At 63.1% G+C, this 17,482-nt stretch carries 16 protein-coding genes and 1 pseudogene; 9 read left to right on the forward strand and 8 right to left on the reverse strand.

Features of this window, described 5'->3' with window-relative positions; genetic code table 11:
* Nucleotides 1-42 precede the first annotated feature (42 nt).
* On the reverse strand, nucleotides 43-966 hold the full coding sequence (locus tag P0D96_RS03695; RefSeq protein ID WP_132378357.1) for a LysR family transcriptional regulator: 924 nt from the start codon (nucleotides 964-966) through the stop codon (nucleotides 43-45).
* 132 nt (nucleotides 967-1,098) lie between these two features.
* On the opposite strand from P0D96_RS03695, the gene P0D96_RS03700 reads away from it, so the two are divergent.
* The 6 genes from P0D96_RS03700 (at nucleotide 1,099) to P0D96_RS03725 (ending at nucleotide 7,161) form a co-directional block, all read left to right on the forward strand.
* A complete protein-coding gene (locus tag P0D96_RS03700; protein WP_408311791.1) occupies nucleotides 1,099-1,962 on the forward strand; it encodes an amidohydrolase family protein in 864 nt (287 codons plus the stop codon).
* 171 nt (nucleotides 1,963-2,133) lie between these two features.
* Nucleotides 2,134-3,435 carry a dicarboxylate/amino acid:cation symporter gene (locus P0D96_RS03705; RefSeq protein ID WP_408175289.1) on the forward strand — a complete coding sequence of 434 codons (1,302 nt, stop codon included), beginning with the start codon at nucleotides 2,134-2,136 and terminating at the stop codon, nucleotides 3,433-3,435.
* A 115-nt stretch (nucleotides 3,436-3,550) separates the two neighbouring features.
* Nucleotides 3,551-4,639: a porin gene (locus P0D96_RS03710; protein WP_408311794.1), complete on the forward strand. Its 1,089-nt coding sequence runs from the start codon at nucleotides 3,551-3,553 to the stop codon at nucleotides 4,637-4,639.
* A gap of 106 nt (nucleotides 4,640-4,745) precedes the next feature.
* Complete coding sequence (locus P0D96_RS03715) at nucleotides 4,746-5,771, forward strand: amidohydrolase family protein (RefSeq protein WP_408311797.1); 1,026 nt, start codon at nucleotides 4,746-4,748, stop codon at nucleotides 5,769-5,771.
* Nucleotides 5,772-5,773: 2 nt separating this feature from the next.
* The gene (ligK, locus tag P0D96_RS03720) at nucleotides 5,774-6,457 is read left to right on the forward strand and encodes a 4-carboxy-4-hydroxy-2-oxoadipate aldolase/oxaloacetate decarboxylase (RefSeq protein WP_408311800.1); all 684 of its coding nucleotides are present in this window, start codon (nucleotides 5,774-5,776) and stop codon (nucleotides 6,455-6,457) included.
* Nucleotides 6,458-6,471: 14 nt separating this feature from the next.
* The gene (locus tag P0D96_RS03725; protein WP_408311803.1) at nucleotides 6,472-7,161 is read left to right on the forward strand and encodes a substrate-binding domain-containing protein; all 690 of its coding nucleotides are present in this window, start codon (nucleotides 6,472-6,474) and stop codon (nucleotides 7,159-7,161) included.
* 36 nt (nucleotides 7,162-7,197) lie between these two features.
* Here the strand turns inward: P0D96_RS03725 and P0D96_RS03730 are convergent, their stop codons facing one another.
* Complete coding sequence (locus P0D96_RS03730) at nucleotides 7,198-7,812, reverse strand: uracil-DNA glycosylase family protein (RefSeq protein ID WP_408311806.1); 615 nt, start codon at nucleotides 7,810-7,812, stop codon at nucleotides 7,198-7,200.
* A gap of 45 nt (nucleotides 7,813-7,857) precedes the next feature.
* Nucleotides 7,858-8,400, reverse strand: coding sequence for a DUF488 domain-containing protein (locus tag P0D96_RS03735; protein WP_408311809.1), 543 nt, complete (start codon nucleotides 8,398-8,400; stop codon nucleotides 7,858-7,860).
* A gap of 219 nt (nucleotides 8,401-8,619) precedes the next feature.
* On the opposite strand from P0D96_RS03735, the gene P0D96_RS03740 reads away from it, so the two are divergent.
* Nucleotides 8,620-9,306, forward strand: a complete 687-nt coding sequence (locus P0D96_RS03740; RefSeq protein WP_408311812.1) for a GntR family transcriptional regulator — start codon at nucleotides 8,620-8,622, stop codon at nucleotides 9,304-9,306.
* A gap of 161 nt (nucleotides 9,307-9,467) precedes the next feature.
* Nucleotides 9,468-9,677: pseudogene (locus P0D96_RS03745) on the forward strand (FCD domain-containing protein); the annotation flags it as partial.
* 9 nt (nucleotides 9,678-9,686) lie between these two features.
* On the opposite strand, the gene P0D96_RS03750 reads toward P0D96_RS03745, so the two are convergent.
* From P0D96_RS03750 to P0D96_RS03765, 4 genes are all read right to left on the reverse strand, one after another.
* On the reverse strand, nucleotides 9,687-10,997 hold the full coding sequence (locus P0D96_RS03750) for an MFS transporter (RefSeq protein WP_408311815.1): 1,311 nt from the start codon (nucleotides 10,995-10,997) through the stop codon (nucleotides 9,687-9,689).
* 147 nt (nucleotides 10,998-11,144) lie between these two features.
* Complete coding sequence (gene pyk / locus P0D96_RS03755; protein ID WP_408311818.1) at nucleotides 11,145-12,563, reverse strand: pyruvate kinase; 1,419 nt, start codon at nucleotides 12,561-12,563, stop codon at nucleotides 11,145-11,147.
* Nucleotides 12,564-12,565: 2 nt separating this feature from the next.
* On the reverse strand, nucleotides 12,566-13,906 hold the full coding sequence (locus tag P0D96_RS03760) for a glycerate kinase type-2 family protein (RefSeq protein WP_408311821.1): 1,341 nt from the start codon (nucleotides 13,904-13,906) through the stop codon (nucleotides 12,566-12,568).
* Between the two features lie 152 nt (nucleotides 13,907-14,058).
* Nucleotides 14,059-15,153 carry a tartrate dehydrogenase gene (locus P0D96_RS03765; protein ID WP_132378330.1) on the reverse strand — a complete coding sequence of 365 codons (1,095 nt, stop codon included), beginning with the start codon at nucleotides 15,151-15,153 and terminating at the stop codon, nucleotides 14,059-14,061.
* Between the two features lie 108 nt (nucleotides 15,154-15,261).
* Between P0D96_RS03765 and P0D96_RS03770 the strand changes: the two genes are divergently transcribed.
* Nucleotides 15,262-16,185 carry a LysR family transcriptional regulator gene (locus tag P0D96_RS03770; protein WP_408311825.1) on the forward strand — a complete coding sequence of 308 codons (924 nt, stop codon included), beginning with the start codon at nucleotides 15,262-15,264 and terminating at the stop codon, nucleotides 16,183-16,185.
* A 341-nt stretch (nucleotides 16,186-16,526) separates the two neighbouring features.
* Here P0D96_RS03770 and P0D96_RS03775 read toward each other — a convergent pair whose 3' ends face one another.
* Nucleotides 16,527-17,327 carry an N-acyl homoserine lactonase family protein gene (locus P0D96_RS03775; RefSeq protein WP_408311828.1) on the reverse strand — a complete coding sequence of 267 codons (801 nt, stop codon included), beginning with the start codon at nucleotides 17,325-17,327 and terminating at the stop codon, nucleotides 16,527-16,529.
* Nucleotides 17,328-17,482: the final 155 nt, after the last annotated feature.

Genomic DNA, 17,482 nt, shown 5'->3' on the forward strand with positions numbered 1-17,482 from the left:
GTGCACAAACAAATTGATGGCGATGCAGACACAAACGCCCAGTCAGGCCGCATTCCCGTAGAGAGGCAAAATTTTCGATTCGAGCATGGCGATCGACTGGACGGCAAGTTGTGACAGCGTGTGCTTGCTGCTGGTCGCGATCGCAAGCCGACTGAAGAGCGTCGGCTCGGTAATGCGGATCACCTGGAAGCGCCGCTTGAGAACATCGCTCGTGGTCGCATTGAGCGACAGCACCGCATACCCGATGCCCTCGCTGACCAGATCGAGAATCGAAGTCACCGCATCCACTTCCAGTTCGATCCGCAATCTGACGCCCTGTTCCGCGGCGGCCGCCTCGACCATCCGTCTGATCGCGTGCATGCGGCCGGGGATGACCAGCGGATAGCGCACGATTTCGCGCAGCGTAATCGTTGTCGTGGGCTCGCGCGCTGCCTCCGTGAGTGCATCGCCGGTGTCCGGGCCGATCAGAAACAGCTCTTCAGTAAAGATGGTTCGCTTGTCGATCAACGGCGTATCGAAGGTGTCGTACAGGACCGCGACGTCGATGCGGCCCATCATCAGCCATTCGATCAGATAGGTGGACAAGCCTTGAGCCACCGAGATCGTCGCGCCGGGAAACGACGAACGAAAGTCACGCACGAGTTCAGGCGTGGCGACCCTGGCGAAGCTGGGGGTAATGCCGATGCCGAAATGACCGCCGACTGCGCCGTGCAACTCGTCCAGATCCTGTGAGGCGCGCTGCACCTGCTGCAGGATACCTTTCGCATGCGCGAGCATGCGCTGGCCGGCCGGCGTCAAGGTCACGCCGCGGCCGGTGCGCTCGAGCAGCGTATGGCGCAATTCCACTTCCAGATGCCGCACGAGCCGGCTCAAGGCGGGCTGGTTCGTGTCCAGCGTAATCGCGGCACGCGTAAAGCTGCCGAGTTCAGCGACGTGAACGAATGCCTCGAGCTGCTTCAGGTCCATTGTCGGCCAGTCATGTGAAATTCACATATCAGCTAGTTCAATATGGCGATTGTACCCATCCATCATCGCCGCCACAATGCATCCAACCCGTACAAAGCCGCGCCACGCGGCATGACATCGAGACGACGCTCCATGAAATCCTGCTTGCCTCCCGATCCCCATCCCGTTCGACCCGCTCAGCACCTTCCGGTCGGCGCGTGCGACGCGCACTGCCACGTGTTCGGCCCCGCAGATCGATTTCCCTATGCGCCGGATCGCAGCTATACGCCGCCCGACGCCCCGTTCGAGCGCCTCGTCGCGCTGCATGATTTTCTCGGCGCGAGCCGCGGCGTGATCGTGCAGGCGAGCTGCCACGGCACCGACAATACGGCGATGCTGGACGCCATTGCGCGCGGCAATGGACGCTATCGCGGTGTCGCGATCGTCGACGGCGACGTGACTGACCAACAATTGGCCGATCTCGACGCGCGGGGCGTGCGCGGCGTGCGCTTCAATTTCGTCGCGCATCTGGGCGGCGCGCCCGATCTCGACGTATTCGACCGGGTGCTCGAGCGTATCGAGGGCCTTGGCTGGCACGTCGTGCTGCATCTGGACGCGCAGGACATCCTGCAATACGCCGAGCGGATCGCGCGCATCAAGGTGCCGTTCGTGATCGATCACATGGGCCGCGTACGCGCCGAAGCCGGCGTCGATCAGCAACCGTTCCGCCAGCTTCTGGAACTGATGCGCAATCCGCTCGCATGGGTCAAAGTGTGCGGCGCCGAGCGCGTGTCCGCGGGCCGCCGTCCGTTCGACGATGCGATTCCGTTCGCGCACGCGCTGATCGAAGCGGCCCCCGACCGCGTGCTGTGGGGTACCGACTGGCCGCATCCGAACATCAGCAAGGACATGCCGAACGACGGCGAACTGGTCGATCTGCTGTTCCGCTTCTGTCCGGACGCGGCGCTGCGCGAACAATTGCTCGTCACGAACCCGGCACGGCTTTACGGATTCTGAGCGATCGGTTCGCTTGACCCGCTGCCCTCACGTTTGAACTGCCACATCCAGAATGGCAGCCAGGCGGAAGTCCGGCAATGACCGGCTTTCCGCCCACCATTCCAATCAGGAGACAACCATGATCGATATGCATTGCCACCCGGCCCTTGCGGCTCATTTGCGAGCGGCGTCATGAACGATAGCGCCGTCATGACATCGCCCGCGCGCAGCGCGAAGAAGCCCTTCTATCGCGCGCTGTATTTTCACGTGCTACTCGCAATCTTTCTCGGCGTGCTGCTGGGTCATTTCGCACCGTCGCTCGCCGTGCAGATGAAGCCGCTCGGCGACGCATTCATCAAGCTGGTCAAGATGGTGATCGGCCCGATCATCTTCTGCACGGTCGTCACCGGCATTGCGGGCATGGGCGATATCAAGAAAGTCGGGCGCGTGGGCGGCAAGGCGCTGCTGTACTTCGAAGTCGTATCGACGCTGTCGCTCGTGATCGGCCTCGTGGCCGGACATCTGTTTCGTCCCGGCAGCGGCTTCAATCTGAATCCCGCGACGATCGATACCAAGGCGCTCGCCGGATACACGACTGCCGCGCACGAACAGAACACGGTCGACTTTCTGATGCACATCATTCCCGACACCGTGTCCAGCGCATTCTCGAGCGGCAATGTGCTGCAGATTCTGCTTGTCTCCGTGCTGTTCGGCGCCGCGCTCGCGGCTACGGGCGAATACGGCCGGCCGCTGGTTCGCATGATCGACCGGTTTGCACAGACGTTCTTCGGCATCGTTCATATCATCATGAAGGTCGCGGCGATCGGCGCGTTCGGATCGATCGCGTTCACGATCGGCACCTATGGCATTGGCGCGGTCGTGCCTTTGCTCAAGCTGATCGGCGCGTTCTACGTGACACTCGCCTTCTTCGTGCTGGTGGTGCTCGGCGTGATTTCGCGCTTGCTCGGTTTCAGCATCTTGCGCTTTCTGAGCTATATCCGCGAGGAAATCCTGATCGTGCTCGGCACGAGTTCGTCCGAGGCCGCGCTGCCGCAGATGCTCGAAAAACTCGAACGGCTCGGCTGTTCGAAGTCGGTGGTGGGTCTCGTGATTCCGGCCGGCTATTCGTTCAATCTCGACGGCACCAACATCTATCTGACGATGGCCGTGCTGTTCATCGCGCAGGCATTCAACATCGAGCTCAGCCTGACGCAGGAACTCACGCTCGTGGGCGTGGCTATGCTGACGTCGAAAGGCGCGAGCGGCGTGGCCGGCGCGGCCTTCGTGATGCTGACCTCGACGCTGCTGGTCTTCCCGATCATCCCGGTGTCGGGAATGGTTCTGATCCTCGGCATTCACCGCTTCATGGGAACGGGGCTCGCAATCGCCAACACCATCGGCAACGGTGTCGCCACGCTGGTGGTGTCGGCATGGGAGCACGAACTCGACCGCTCGAAACTGAGCGCCGAAATGTCGCGCCGCTACACAGAATGACCGGTTAGCCGCAAACAAAATCCCTCGTGTGTTTCGCTGTCTGCGTGCGCTACCCGCGCACGCAGCGGGAGGCGTTCGCGCGAAAAAAACAAACTGGTTTGGAGGCGAAAGCAAGATGTCAGTGAATAAAAAAGGATTGCTCGGGCGAGCGGATTTCAACGCTGCGTGCGTGGCAACGGCATTGTTCGCGGCAGGCGGTGTCGGTGTCGCGCACGCAGACGATTCATCGGCGACAGCCGGCGCAGCGGCGACTCCACCGTCGTCCGTTCAGCTATATGGACTCATCGGCATGTATATCGACAGTTCGAAACTGAGCACGACGCGTGCGAGCACGGTGCAGCTAGGCGGCGGCGGAATGACGACATCGTTCTGGGGCATGCGCGGTCGCGAAGACCTGGGTGGCGGCAATGCGGTGATCTTCGTTCTCGAGAGTTTTTTCAGACCGAACACCGGGCAGATGGGACGCAACACCACGGATGGTTTGTTTTCGCGCAATGCCTATGTCGGCCTGACTGGCGCCTATGGCTCGTTCAAAGTGGGGGAGCAGACCAATCCGACTTATTACAACCAGCAACTCGTCAACCCGTTCGGTTCGTCCGTGGTGTTTTCGCCGTTGATCGTGCAGTCGTACACCGCGAGTTACAACAACACGCAGATCGGCGACACGGTCTGGCAAAACGCCGTCGAGTACGTTTCGCCCAACTACGGCGGTCTCACGGGCACCGTGATCTACGGCGTGAGCAGCACCACGGGTCAACAGGGGAAGGACAACATCGGTTTGCATCTGACATACGCAAACGGGCCGCTCACGGCGGTGTTCTCGGCGCAGCGCGTACGAACGGCGGCGGTCGCGCCGTCGAGCGGTCAATATCTCTATCTCGCGGGCGCTGCGTACGATGCAAAGCTCGTCAAGCTCTACGGGGCCGCGCAGATGACAAGCAACAACGACGTCGAGACCGGCTCACATACGTATGAGCTGGGGGTTTCCGTACCGTTGACTCCGTCGAACCTGATCCTCGCCGAATGGGCGCGCACGAAACACAGCGCGCCGTCGAACCATAGCAACGTGCGCAATACCGGCTCCATTGCCTATGACTATATTTTGTCCAAGCGCACGTATGTGTATGCGGTGTATTCCTACGACAAGCTGACCGCCAATCCGTCCGGAAGTACATACGGTGTCGGCATGCAGCATACGTTTTGAAGCGAGGCGACTGCGCGGCCGAATAAGGCTCGCTAGCGAAGTCAGCGGCGCATGGCATTGAACTGAGCCATTGCGCCGGTAATTCACTCAGTTGTTTGGAGCTACGATGATCATCGATATTCACGGGCATTACACCACTGCGCCCAAGGCATTGGAGACGTGGCGGAATCGTCAGGTTGCAGGCATCAACAATCCTTCCGAAATGCCCAGGGTCTCCGAGTTGCAGATCAGCGACGATGAGTTGCGCGAATCGATCGAGAGCAACCAGTTGCGGTTGATGCGCGAGCGCGGGCTCGACCTCACCATCTTCAGTCCGCGCGCGAGTTTCATGGCGCATCACATCGGCGATTTTCAGGTTTCCAGTACGTGGGCGGCGATCTGCAACGAGTTGTGCTTCCGTGTGAGCCAGCTGTTCCCCGATCATTTCATCCCGGCCGCGATGCTTCCGCAGAGTCCGGGCGTGGATGTCGCCACCTGCATTCCCGAACTCGTCAAATGCGTCGAGCAGTACGGCAACGTGGCGATCAATCTCAACCCGGATCCATCGGGCGGTCACTGGACCAGCCCGCCGCTGTCCGATCGCTACTGGTATCCGATCTACGAGAAGATGGTCGAGTACGACATCCCCGCGATGGTCCACGTGAGCACGAGCTGCAATGCGTGCTTCCACACGACCGGTGCGCATTACCTGAACGCCGACACGACCGCGTTCATGCAGTGCCTCACGTCTGACCTGTTCCGCGATTTCCCCACGCTGCGGTTCGTGATTCCGCACGGCGGCGGCGCGGTGCCCTATCACTGGGGACGCTTTCGCGGACTCGCGCAGGAACTGAAGAAGCCCTTGCTGAAAGACCATCTGCTCAACAACGTGTTCTTCGACACCTGTGTGTATCACCAGCCGGGCATAGACCTGCTCACGCGCGTGATACCGGTGGACAACATCCTGTTTGCAAGCGAGATGATCGGCGCCGTGCGCGGCATCGATCCGGAGACGGGTAATTATTTCGACGACACGAAACGCTACATCGAGGCCGCGCATATCGATGCGGACGAGCGCTACAGGATCTACGAAGGTAATGCACGCCGCGTCTATCCGCGCCTCGATGCGGCATTGAAGACGAAGGGACATTGATCATGTATGAACTAGGTGTGGTGTATCGCAACATCCAGCGGGCAGATGGCGACGTCGCCGCGAAACTCGGGGCGCTCGGAACCGCCACCGTGCATGAGGCAATGGGGCGTGTCGGTCTGCTGAAGCCTTATATGCGTCCGATCTATGCCGGCGCGCGCGCCCACGGTACGGCCGTCACGGTGCTGCTGCAACCGGGCGACAACTGGATGCTGCACGTCGCGGCGGAACAGATCCAGCCGGGCGATATCGTCATCGCCGGTGTCACGGCGGACTGCACGGACGGTTACTTCGGCGACCTGCTGGCGACGAGCTTCAAGGCGCGCGGCGCGCAGGGTCTCATCATCGACGCCGGTGTACGCGACGTGAGCGTGCTGACCGAGATGAAATTCCCGGTGTGGAGCAAGGCGATCTCGGCCAAAGGGACGGTCAAGGCGACGCTCGGTTCGGTGAACATTCCGGTGGTGTGCGCCGGGGCGCTGGTGAATCCGGGCGATGTCGTCGTCGCGGATGAAGACGGCGTGGTGGTGGTCCCCGCTGCGTCGGCGCGGAAGGTGCTCGACAAGGCGGCGGCGCGCGAAGCCAACGAAGGCGAGAAGCGTGCGAAGCTGGCTTCGGGTGTGCTCGGCCTCGATATGTACAGCATGCGCGAGCCGCTAAAACAGGCTGGGCTGCGTTACATCGATTGAGAGGCAGAGAAACCATGAGTGAGCAGATCACCTGCATCTCGTCGATGGCCACGCGCCAGGTGCTCGCCGAGTTGGTCGAAGGATGTGAACGGGTATCGGGGCGGCGGGTGGCCGTCGAGTCGGTCGGCGGCGTGGCCGCGGCCCAGCGCGTCCAGCAAGGCGAGTCGTTCGATATCGTCGTGCTCGCGGCCGACGCGATCGAGCGGCTTGCAGCAGCCGGCCGGATCGAGCCGGCCAGTCGGGTCGATCTGGCTCGTTCGGGCGTGGCGATCGCGGTGGCAGCCGGCGCACCGCGGCCTGATGTCGGCACTGAAGCCGCGCTGCGAGAAACGATTCTGGCGGCGCGCAGTATCGGCTATTCAACGGGCCCGAGCGGTTCGCACCTGAGCCGTTTGTTCGAGCGCTGGGGCATTGCGGAAACCATCGCGCCGCGCGTCGTGCAGGCGCCGCCCGGCGTGCCGGTGGGTACGCTCGTCGCACGCGGGGAAGTCGAGCTGGGTTTCCAGCAGTTGAGCGAGTTGATGCATCTGCCGGGAATCGATGTCATCGGCTCGTTGCCTCACGAAGTCCAGATCGTCACGGTCTTTGCGGCTGCCATATGCACCGCATCCAGACAGAGAGATGCCGCTAAGGCAGTGCTCTCGTTTCTGGCATCCTCTGAGGCACGCTTCGCCAAGCTTCGTCACGGCATGGAGCCGGCATGACAGGGGTGACCAACACTATCCGACGGCCGTCGGATGTCAGGCCGCGCGAGGAGTCGCCAATGCCGCCGCGACACGCTCGCGCAACGTCGGCAAAACGCTCGCGTCGAACCACGGATTGCGTTTGAACCAGGCAATGTTGCGCGGCGACGGATGCGGCAGCGGCATGACCTGTGGGCCGAATTCGCGCCACCGGACGAGCGTGTCCGTCAAGGTCGGCCCGAATGCCTTGCCCAGTCCGAATCGCTGCGCGTATTGTCCGACCAGCAGCGTGAGCTGGACCGACGACATGTGCCCGAGCAACTCCTTGTGCCAGCGCTCGGCACACTCGGGCCGTGGCGGCAAATCTCCGCTCGGGCCCCGGCCTGGAAAACAGAAGCCGATGGGCACGACGGCGAATTTCGAACCGTCGTAGAACGTGGTGTCGTCGACGCCGAGCCACGTGCGCAACCGCGTACCGCTCGCGTCGCTCCATGGAACGCCGGACGCATGCACCCGCGCGCCCGGCGCCTGGCCGATGATCAGAATGCGCGCCTGCTCGGATGCCGCCAGCACCGGCCGCGGGGCGTGCGGCAGCACGGACGAGCAGAGTGTGCAGGCGCGAATCTCGCGCAGCAGGATATCGAGCGATGTGGGTTTCGTAGAGACAGTCATGCAGTCGGGCAGTACGGCTGACGGGCAGTCGAGTCGTGTGCCGGCTCAGGTCGTGGTTTGAGCCGGATAGATCAACGTGCCGTCGGGTTGAGGTTGCGCGCCCGGTGTCATCGTCGCAATGGTTGTGTGACGCGCGTCCATGATGTGCAGCACGGTTTCGTCGTGCAGCAGCAGGTAGTCCGTAATGATACGCCTGTGGCAGCGCCACCAGACCGCCTCCGCGCACATGATCGCGCAGCGGCGCCGATGGCCGAGCGCGAGAAGCTGCGTCAGACCCTCGCGGAAAGCGTCGCTCATCGCATAGTCCGCATAATTGCGGAACGCTGGATGGGTCCAGTACGCATTGAGCGACGGCGCTTCGTCTTTGCGCCTGCTGCGGCGTCCACCCAGTTCGGCAAGATGCACGTAATCGATGTGCTCCGGCGCGAGTGCATCCGGTAGCGTGTCTCGATTGAACTGTGGATTGGTTCGCGAGCGCGGAATGCTGCGCACGTCGATCAGCGTCGCGATCTCCGCCTCTCTCAGCAGACTCACGAATTCGGGCAGTGGACGGTTGGAATGACCAATCGTGAAAAAAGGGCGGCTCATCGATGCCTCTCTGAAACCGTGGCGTCCATTTTGTGATGTGTACAGCCTGGGTTTCTAAAGGTCAACCATCCGCCGCGCTCGGAGGTTTTGCAATCCGCGGCGGCAAAGCCTGCCCGATAGGCATGAAGACGAGATGAACGATAATATGGCATTCCAGTCCGCGTGCCTCGGCGTATCGAGTACGCGGCACAGCCATCGTCCATTTCTCTTTTGCCGCCCATGTCAGACCTCAGAATCGACCGCAATGCCAAGACCCTGCGCGAACTCACGCTGGACAAGCTACGCGGCGCGATAGTGCAAGGGTATTTCCGGCCAGGCGCGCGGCTCGTCGAACGCACGCTGTGCGACGAACTCGGGGTGAGCCGCACCGTCGTGCGCGAAGTGCTGCGGCATCTGGAGACGGAAGGGCTGGTCGAGATCGTCGCGCGGCAAGGGCCGATCGTTGCGCGGCTCGACCCTGAACAGGTGGGCGAAATCTACGAGCTGCGCGGGCTGCTCGAAGCCAATGCCGCGCGCGCGTGCGCCGAGCAATCGACGCCCGAACTCGTTCGGCAGTTGCGCGAGATTCGCGCGGTGATCGAAGACGCGTTCACGAAGCAGGACCTGCCACGCGTGCTCGACTACACGGAGCGTTTCTACGAAGCGATGTTCGAGGGCGCGCAAAAGCGCGTATCGCTCGCTGTCGTCAAAACGCTGAACGCGCGCATCAACCGCTTGCGCGCGCTGACCATCGCCACGCCGGGGCGCGGCGGCGAGTCCAATCGCGAGATGAACAAGCTGCTCGACGCGATCGAGCGGCGTGACGGCGACGCGGCGTCGGCCGCGTCGGCCGCGCACATCAAGCGGACCGCCGAACTGGCGCTGAGCGCGCTCGCACAGCCAGGCGAGCCCGCCGGCGACGCCTGAGCCACATTCCACCCCGTTCACACCAAGGCCCGCCAATCGGAGGGCCTTTTGCTTTGCAGATGCCGTCGGCAAAACGTTCTCCCCTGACAAATCCCGCGTAGGCATGTTGCGCCGCACAAGCGAACGCGCTTGTCCCTCCATTGCCGAAAACATGCCTGAAGCTCAATGCGCGGATCAACCGTTTGCGCGCGATGACAATCGCCTCCGACGACCGCGGCCGCCAGGCCGTGGAGGAGATGAACCGCATTCTCGATGCGATCCGCGCCCGCGACGCGCAGCGAGCGCGCGATGCGGCCACCGCGCATGTGGCCCGGGTCGCGGATATTGCGGCGGAATTACTGCAGCAGGCGGTTGGCGAGACGTCGGTTTGATGGATGAGCTCAGTGCCCGTGCCGCTCTTCGACCGCGACCGCCGTCTGTTTCGATTGCCGGCTCAGCATCAGCGTGACGACGGCGGACACGGCCAGCGTGGCGCCCACTACGTACAGGCCCGCTGAGTATCCCCCCGTCACGTTCTTGAGCCAGCCGATCACGAACGGACCCACAAAGCCGCCCAGATTGCCGACCGAGTTGATCATCGCGATTCCCGCGGCCGCGCCGGCGCCTGACAGGAACATGCTGGGCATCGCCCACAACGGCGCCTTGGCCGCACTGATGCCGATGTTCACGATCACGAGCGCCAGAATGATCATCAGCGCCGTCGTCGCACCACCGGCGAAGACGAAGCCGAGGCATGCGACGACGCACGGAATGACGACGTGCCACGTGCGCTCTTCGGTACGGTCCGAGTGTTTCGCCCACAGGATCATGGCCACCACCGCGAGGACACTCGGCACGCCGGCCAGCAGACCGGTTTCGAACGACCCGAAGCCATACTGGCGAATGATCAACGGCGCCCACAAGCCGAGTGTGTACAGCCCCGCCGAGGTGCCGAAGTAGATGAGTGCGAGCGCTAGCACACGTGGATCGCGCAGGGCGCTCAGCGCGCCGGCGGTGTGGCCCGCATGGGACTGCTTCGCCTCCGCTTCCATCTTCATCTTCGCGATCAGCCATTCGCGTTCTTCCGGTTGAAGCCATTGCGCTTTCGCCGGTGTGTCCGTCAGATACTTCAACACGAAGAAGCCGAGAATGATCGCGGGCACCGCTTCGAGGATGTAGAGCATCTGCCAGTCGGCAAGTCCGGCGATCGGAGGCAGCTTCATGATCGCGCCGGACAGCGGCGAGCCGATTGCGGTGGAGATCGGCGCGGCCGCCATGAACCATGCCGCCGCGACCGCGCGTTGCCGCGACGGGAACCACAGGCTCAGATACAGGATGATGCCGGGGAAGAAGCCCGCTTCGGCGATACCCAGAATAAAGCGTAACGCGTAGAAGCTGTTCGGCCCGACCACGAACGCCGACGCGAACGAGACGATCCCCCACGACACCATCACGCGGGCAATCCAGCGGCGCGCGCCGACCTTGTGAAGAATCAGGTTCGACGGCACTTCGAACAGGAAGTAGCCGATGAAGAACAAGCCGCCGCCGAGACCGAACGCGGTCGGCGAAAGGCCGATGGCCTTGTTCATCGAGAGCGCGGCGAAACCCACGTTGACGCGGTCGAGAAAGCTCACGAAATACAGCAGCATCACAAACGGGATGATCCGCAGCATGAGCTTGCGGGAAACCCGGCTTTCGAGTTCGGAAATCATTGTCTCCTCCTGGGAGGTATCGAGCAGTGCTCTATTCAGAAACGGAGTGGGGGTGCGGTGCGCGCCGCGGCCGTCGAGTGCGGCTCTTGTCATGTCCCGCGCGTCTACACCTTCAAAACGTGGTGGGCTAAAGTCACATGCGATGCCTCAGGGAATCTGCGCGATGCGCAGCAGGTTGGTGGTGCCAGGCGTGCCGAACGGCATGCCGGCCGAGATGACGACCGTTTGTCCCGGTTCGCCGAACCCTTCGGTGCGCACGGTCTCGCAGGCAAGGTCGCTCACTTCGAGTGCGTCGACGACCTCCTTGCACAGCACGGGATGGACGCCCCACACCAGCGCGAGGCGGCGCGCCGTGCCCTGTTGCGGCGTCATGCCGACGATCGGCGCGCAGGGCCGTTCGCGCGCCATGCGCAGCGCGGAATAGCCGGAGCTCGTGTAGGCAACGGTTGCGACCGCGTCGAGCAATCCGGTGACGTGCCGCATCGCATAGCCGATCGCGTCCGACGTATTCGCGCGGGGTGCCGCGTGCGATGCCGCGATGACTTCGCGGTAGTACGGATCGCGTTCGGTCTGCGAGATGATCGAGTCCATCATTCGCACGGCTTCCACGGGGTATTTGCCGCTTGCCGATTCCGCTGACAGCATCACGGCGTCGGCGCCGTCGTAGATGGCGGTGGCGACGTCCGACGCTTCGGCGCGCGTCGGCACCGGCGCAGCTACCATCGATTCGAGCATCTGCGTCGCCACGATGACGGGCTTGCCCGCCTTGCGGCATGCGCGGACGATGCGCTTCTGGATCGCCGGCACCTGTTCGGCCGGCATCTCGACGCCGAGATCGCCACGCGCGACCATCACGGCATCCGCTTCCTCGACGATCGCGTCGAGGCTCTGGATCGCCGCCGGCTTTTCGAGCTTCGCCACAATGCCGACGCGCTCGCCGACGATTTTGCGAACCTCGATGATGTCTTCGACGCGTTGCACGAAAGAGAGCGCGAGCCAGTCGATGCCCAGCGTCATGCCGAACTCGAGATCGCACTGGTCCTTTTCCGTCATTGCGGACAGCGGCAAAACGACGTCCGGAACGTTGACACCCTTGCGCTCGGACAGTGGACCGCCCACGACGACCGTCGTTTCGGCGAAATCGGGACCGCAGCGTTCGACCCGCAACTGGACCCGGCCATCGTCGACCAGCAGATTCGTGTGTGGCTTGAGCGCCGCGAAGATTTCCGGATGCGGCAGCGAGACACGGGTGTTGCCGCCGGGCGTTTGCGCGTCGAGATCGAGTCGAAACGCGGCGCCTTTCTCCAGCGCGATCGGGCCGTTCGCGAATGTGCCGATCCGCAGCTTCGGCCCTTGCAGGTCGAGCAGTACGCCGACCGGGCGGCCCGCGTTTTTTTCTATCGAGCGGATGATGTTCAGACGTCGTTGGTGATCGTCATGTGTGCCGTGGCTGAAGTTCAGCCGAAACACATCGGCCCCCGCGTTGAACAGCGCTTCGATGGTGTCGCGGCTGGTGCTCGCCGGCCCCAGCGTCGCGACGATTTTGGCATTACGGTTGCGGCGCATCTTTATCGACTCCCTGAAAGATCGCCGTGCTGAGCGGCAATGAAAATGGCACGAAAGTCGTTGACGTTGGTCAGCGTCGGCCCGGTGATGACCGAGTCGCCCAGTGCCTGGAAAAAGCCGTGCGCGTCGTTGTTTTCGAGTCGCTCGGCGGGACGGATGCCGCGCTCGCGCGCCCGCTTTAACGTGTCCGGCCGCAGCAGTGCGCCGGCGATTTCTTCCTGGCCGTCCACGCCGTCGGTGTCGCCCGCGATGGCGAACACGCCGGGCTCGCCATTCAGCGCGACGCCGAGCGACAGCAGGAATTCGACATTGCGGCCGCCGCGGCCGTCGCCGCGGATCGTGACGGTCGTTTCGCCGCCGGAGAGGAGAATGCAGGGCGCCTGGAAAGGCTGGCCGCGGCGGCTCACCTGTCTGGCAATGCCGGCCATGACGGCGCCGACGTCGCGGGCTTCGCCTTCGATGGCGTCGCTGAGAATGTGGACGTCGACGCCGGCTGCGCGCGACTGGCTCGCCGCGGCTTCGAGCGCGAGTTGGGGCGTCGCGATCAGATGGGTCTTGATGCAGGGCAGATGTGGATCGTCAGGCTTCAGCGTTTCCGTACTGCCGTTTTCGAGCAGTGCGATTGCCGCGGGCGACGCGCAGATCTCATAGCGCCGCAAGACCGCGAGCGCATCCGCGCACGTCGTCGTGTCGGGTACGGTCGGGCCGGAGGCGATGTCGCTGGCGGCGTCGGCGGGCACGTCCGAGATGATCAGGTTGACCACGCGCGCCGGATGGCAGGCCGCCGCGAGCCGGCCGCCCTTGATCGCCGAGAGATGCCGGCGCACGCAATTCATTTCGGAAATCGTCGCACCGCTCGCGAGCAGTGCCTGGCTGATTTCCTGTTTGTCCTGCAGCGTCAGGCCTTCGGCGGGAAGCGGGAGCAGGGCTGAGCCGCCGCCTGAGATCAGGCAGATGACGAGGTCGTCGGCGGTCAGGTCCGAGACGAGTTCCAGCATGCGTGTGGCCGCCACGAGGCCGTTCTCGTCCGGCACGGGATGCGCGGCCTCGACGATTTGGATGTGTTCGCACGGCACCGCGTATCCGTAGCGTGTGACGACGAGACCTTCGAGGCGGCCGGTCCAGTGATCTTCGACCGCTCTTGCCATCGCCGCCGACGCCTTGCCCGCACCGACGACGATCGTGCGGCCGCGCGGCGCCTTGGGAAGGAAATCGGGAACACGCAGCGCGGGTTGTGCCGTTGCTATCGCGGCGTCGAACATGTCCTGCAGCAGGCGGTCGACGTCGAGTTCGCTGGTGGCATCGCGGCTGGCCGGCTGCTTGAGTTGGGCGGCGGTTTTCATTTGCGTGCTCGCACAGAAAGGGACCGCCCTTGCTTGTAGGAAGTGGACATGGTGTCGGATACCTTGTATTTGCCGTGCGCGGGACGAGCCGGGCCACGGCCGCCGCGTGGCGGGCCGTGCGGATCAGGCTCCAGCGGAGCCGCTGATGAGGCTTAGGCCGCGTTCGCTGCGGGCGCTGCGGCTTTCTCGATGAACGCGCAAACAGCAGCCGTCACTTGCGCCGTGGTTGCCGTGCCGCCGAGGTCGCGGGTGTGAAGGGAGGTGTCCGCAGTTACCGCTTCGACGGCTTGCATCACGCGCTTTGCCGCGTCGGCTTCGCCAAGGTGTTCGAGCAGCATGACGACCGACCAGAAGGTGCCGACCGGATTGGCGAGTCCCTTGCCCATGATGTCGAATGCGGAACCGTGGATCGGTTCGAACATCGACGGAAAGCGGTGTTCCGGATCGATGTTGCCCGTCGGCGCGATGCCCAGGCTGCCGGCGAGAGCGGCGGCGAGGTCGCTGAGAATGTCGGCGTGCAGATTGGTGGCGACGATCGTGTCGAGACTCGCGGGGCGATTGATCATGCGCGCGGTCGATGCATCCACCAGTTCCTTGTCCCATGTGACGTCCGGGAACTCCTTCGAGACTTCGAGTGCGATCTCGTCCCACATCACCATCGCATGACGCTGGGCGTTGCTCTTCGTGATCACGGTCAGCAGTTTGCGCGGACGGGATTGCGCGAGACGGAACGCGAATCGCATGATCCGCTCGACACCGGCGCGCGTCAGGATCGACACGTCGGTCGCGGCTTCGATCGGATGGCCCTGATGGACACGGCCGCCCACGCCGGAATATTCGCCTTCCGAGTTTTCGCGGACGATGACCCAGTTCAGGTCTTCCGGCTTGCAGCGCTTCAGCGGCCCGTCGATGCCCGGCAGGATGCGGGTCGGACGGACGTTCGCGTACTGGTCGAAGCCCTGGCAGATCTTCAGACGCAGACCCCACAGCGTGATGTGATCGGCAATGTCCGGATCGCCGGCCGAGCCGAACAGGATCGCGTCCTTGTCGCGGATGGCGTCGAGCCCGTCGGCCGGCATCATGACGCCGTGCTCGCGATAGTAGTCGCCGCCCCAGTCGAAGTTTTCGAATTCGAATGCGAACGACCGGGTCGTCTTTGCGAGTGCTTCGAGAACTTGCGCGCCGGCCGGTACGACTTCCTTGCCGATGCCGTCGCCGGGGATGGTTGCGATGCGATAGGTCTTCATGTCTCCGTCCTTCATGTGTTGGGGTGTGAGCGAACTTTACCTATCTCCGGACGCAAAAACCGGTGCTAAACTCAAAGCATCTTTAACTTTGATTCACAAGTGAAAGCCATGCGCGACACCGTCGAACCGTCTGATCTGAGTTTCTTTTCGACGCTCGCCGCATCCGGCAGCCTGAGCGCCGCCGCGCGGGAGCTGGGTTTGACGGCAGCGGCCGTCAGCAAGCATTTGACGCAGATGGAGAGCCGCGCCGGCGTTGCGCTCGTCAACCGGACCACGCGGCGGATGATGCTTACGCCGGAGGGCGAGCTATACCTCGAACACGCGCGCCGGATTCTCGACGAGATCGATGAACTGGCCGAGTTGCTGGGGGCCGCGAAGCAAAGCCCGAAGGGATTGCTGCGCGTGAACGCGACGCTCGGCTTTGGGCGCAGCCATGTCGCGCCTGCGATCTCGCGCTTTGTCGCGAGGTATCCGCAGGTATCGGTTCAGCTTCAGTTGTCGGTCACGCCTCCGCCGCTGACCGACGATACGTTCGACGTCTGCATCCGCTTCGGCGAGCCGCCCGATACGCGGGTGGTCGCGCGCCGGCTGGCGACGAACCGGCGCTTGCTGTGCGCCGCGCCTTCGTACCTCGCGTCACATGGGATGCCGGTGACCGCGCACGACCTGACGCGGCACAACTGCATCGGCATCCGCCAGGGTGACGAAGCCTACGGCGTGTGGCGTCTGACTTCGGGCAGAGGCGCGTCGCGTAAAACGGAGGCCGTGCGTATCAACGGGTCGCTGACCACGAACGATGGCGAGATCGCGGTGAAGTGGGCGCTCGAAGGGCACGGCATCTTGATGCGGGCCGAGTGGGACATCAAGCAGTACCTCGCCGATGGTTCGCTGGTTCAGGTATTGCCCGAGCATGACACGCCGAACGCCGATATTTTTGCCGTCTATTCGCAGCGGCACCAGATGTCCAATCGGATTCGCGCGTTCGTCGATTTTGTCGCGCAAGATCTTAGGAGCGAGGCGGGCGCGTTGTAGTCTTGTTGGGGAGGGTTCGGGATTCGATCGCCTTTCGCATTGAGGTGCAACTTACTCGGAGGCAATCGTCAACCCTGTTGCGCGCGTTTTGCGGATGCCGCTATTGCCGCTTCCTCCAGTTCCGATGATCGGCTGAAAGGCGACCGGGGCATGGGCACGCCATCTACAAAAGCGCGTGCACAGCGCACGGCGAACTCATATGCGCAGTTCCGGCTTGCGAACTGACCCAGGTCACCCGATGAGACGGATTCACCGTCTTCTTTCAGAATGCAGGCCCGAGCTACGAATGGCCTTCCATGCTGATTCGAGGACTTCAGCGTGCTATGCCAAAAGCACGTCCTTTACCGTGGCGTCGCGTCGAGCCGAACGATCCAGCCTTCGGTCTCCCTGTTCTCCGCCGGATAACGCGTCAATACCGCCGGGTCGTGGCCAGGCACGACGTGCTGCGCGGAATCCGCCAGTTCGTGCACGCGGCGGTAGCCTTCGATCATGTCGCCGACGTTGTACACAGCCGGGAATGGGCGGCTCTGTTCCATGTTCGCGTAAAGATGCGAGGCGTCGGACGCGAGCACGACCCAGCCGCGCTCGGTGTGCACACGCACGACCTGCAGACCGTCGGTATGACCGCCGACCCGATGCACGCTTAGGCCCGGCGCAAGGTTCGATGCCCCGTCGTGAAACGCCACGCGACCGTCGAAAACGCGGCCGATCATCGACTTCACATCTTCGGGATTGAACGGATGATTCAGTGCGCCGTGGCACATGCAGCGACCCGTGCAATACGCCATTTCGCGATCCTGCACGTGATAACGCGCTTTCGGAAATAGCGAGCGGTTGCCCGCGTGATCGTAGTGCATGTGCGTGACGATCACGTCTTCGACCGTCTCCGGCCGGATGCCGATTGCGCCGAGGCCCTCTTCGACGGAATGTGTGATGATGCGCCCGCGCTGCGCACCCACTTCGGCGTCGAATCCGGTATCGACCAGGAAGGTGCGGCTTTCGCCGACCACCGCCCACACGAAATAGTCGAGCGGCATGTTGACATCGTGCGGGTCGCCGCCGATGAAATTGTCGCGCGCGGGCCGGTCGTGATGCGCGTACTTGATCGCGAAGATCTTGTAGTTTTCGGGCGTGGCTGTCATGGCTGCAGTCTCCTGTCCTCAACGTATGAGAGCGCTATCATAACAAGCTGATGGCGACTCGTGTTGTGTTGTTGCGGGCACGGGTTGGGCGATATCCGGTATCGCCGGACACCGCCAAAGCGTGCGGAACGCCGCCTGGCATACGCTACAATTCG

The sequence above is a fragment of the Paraburkholderia sp. RL17-347-BIC-D genome, assembly GCF_046027915.1.
GTDB lineage: Bacteria > Pseudomonadota > Gammaproteobacteria > Burkholderiales > Burkholderiaceae > Paraburkholderia.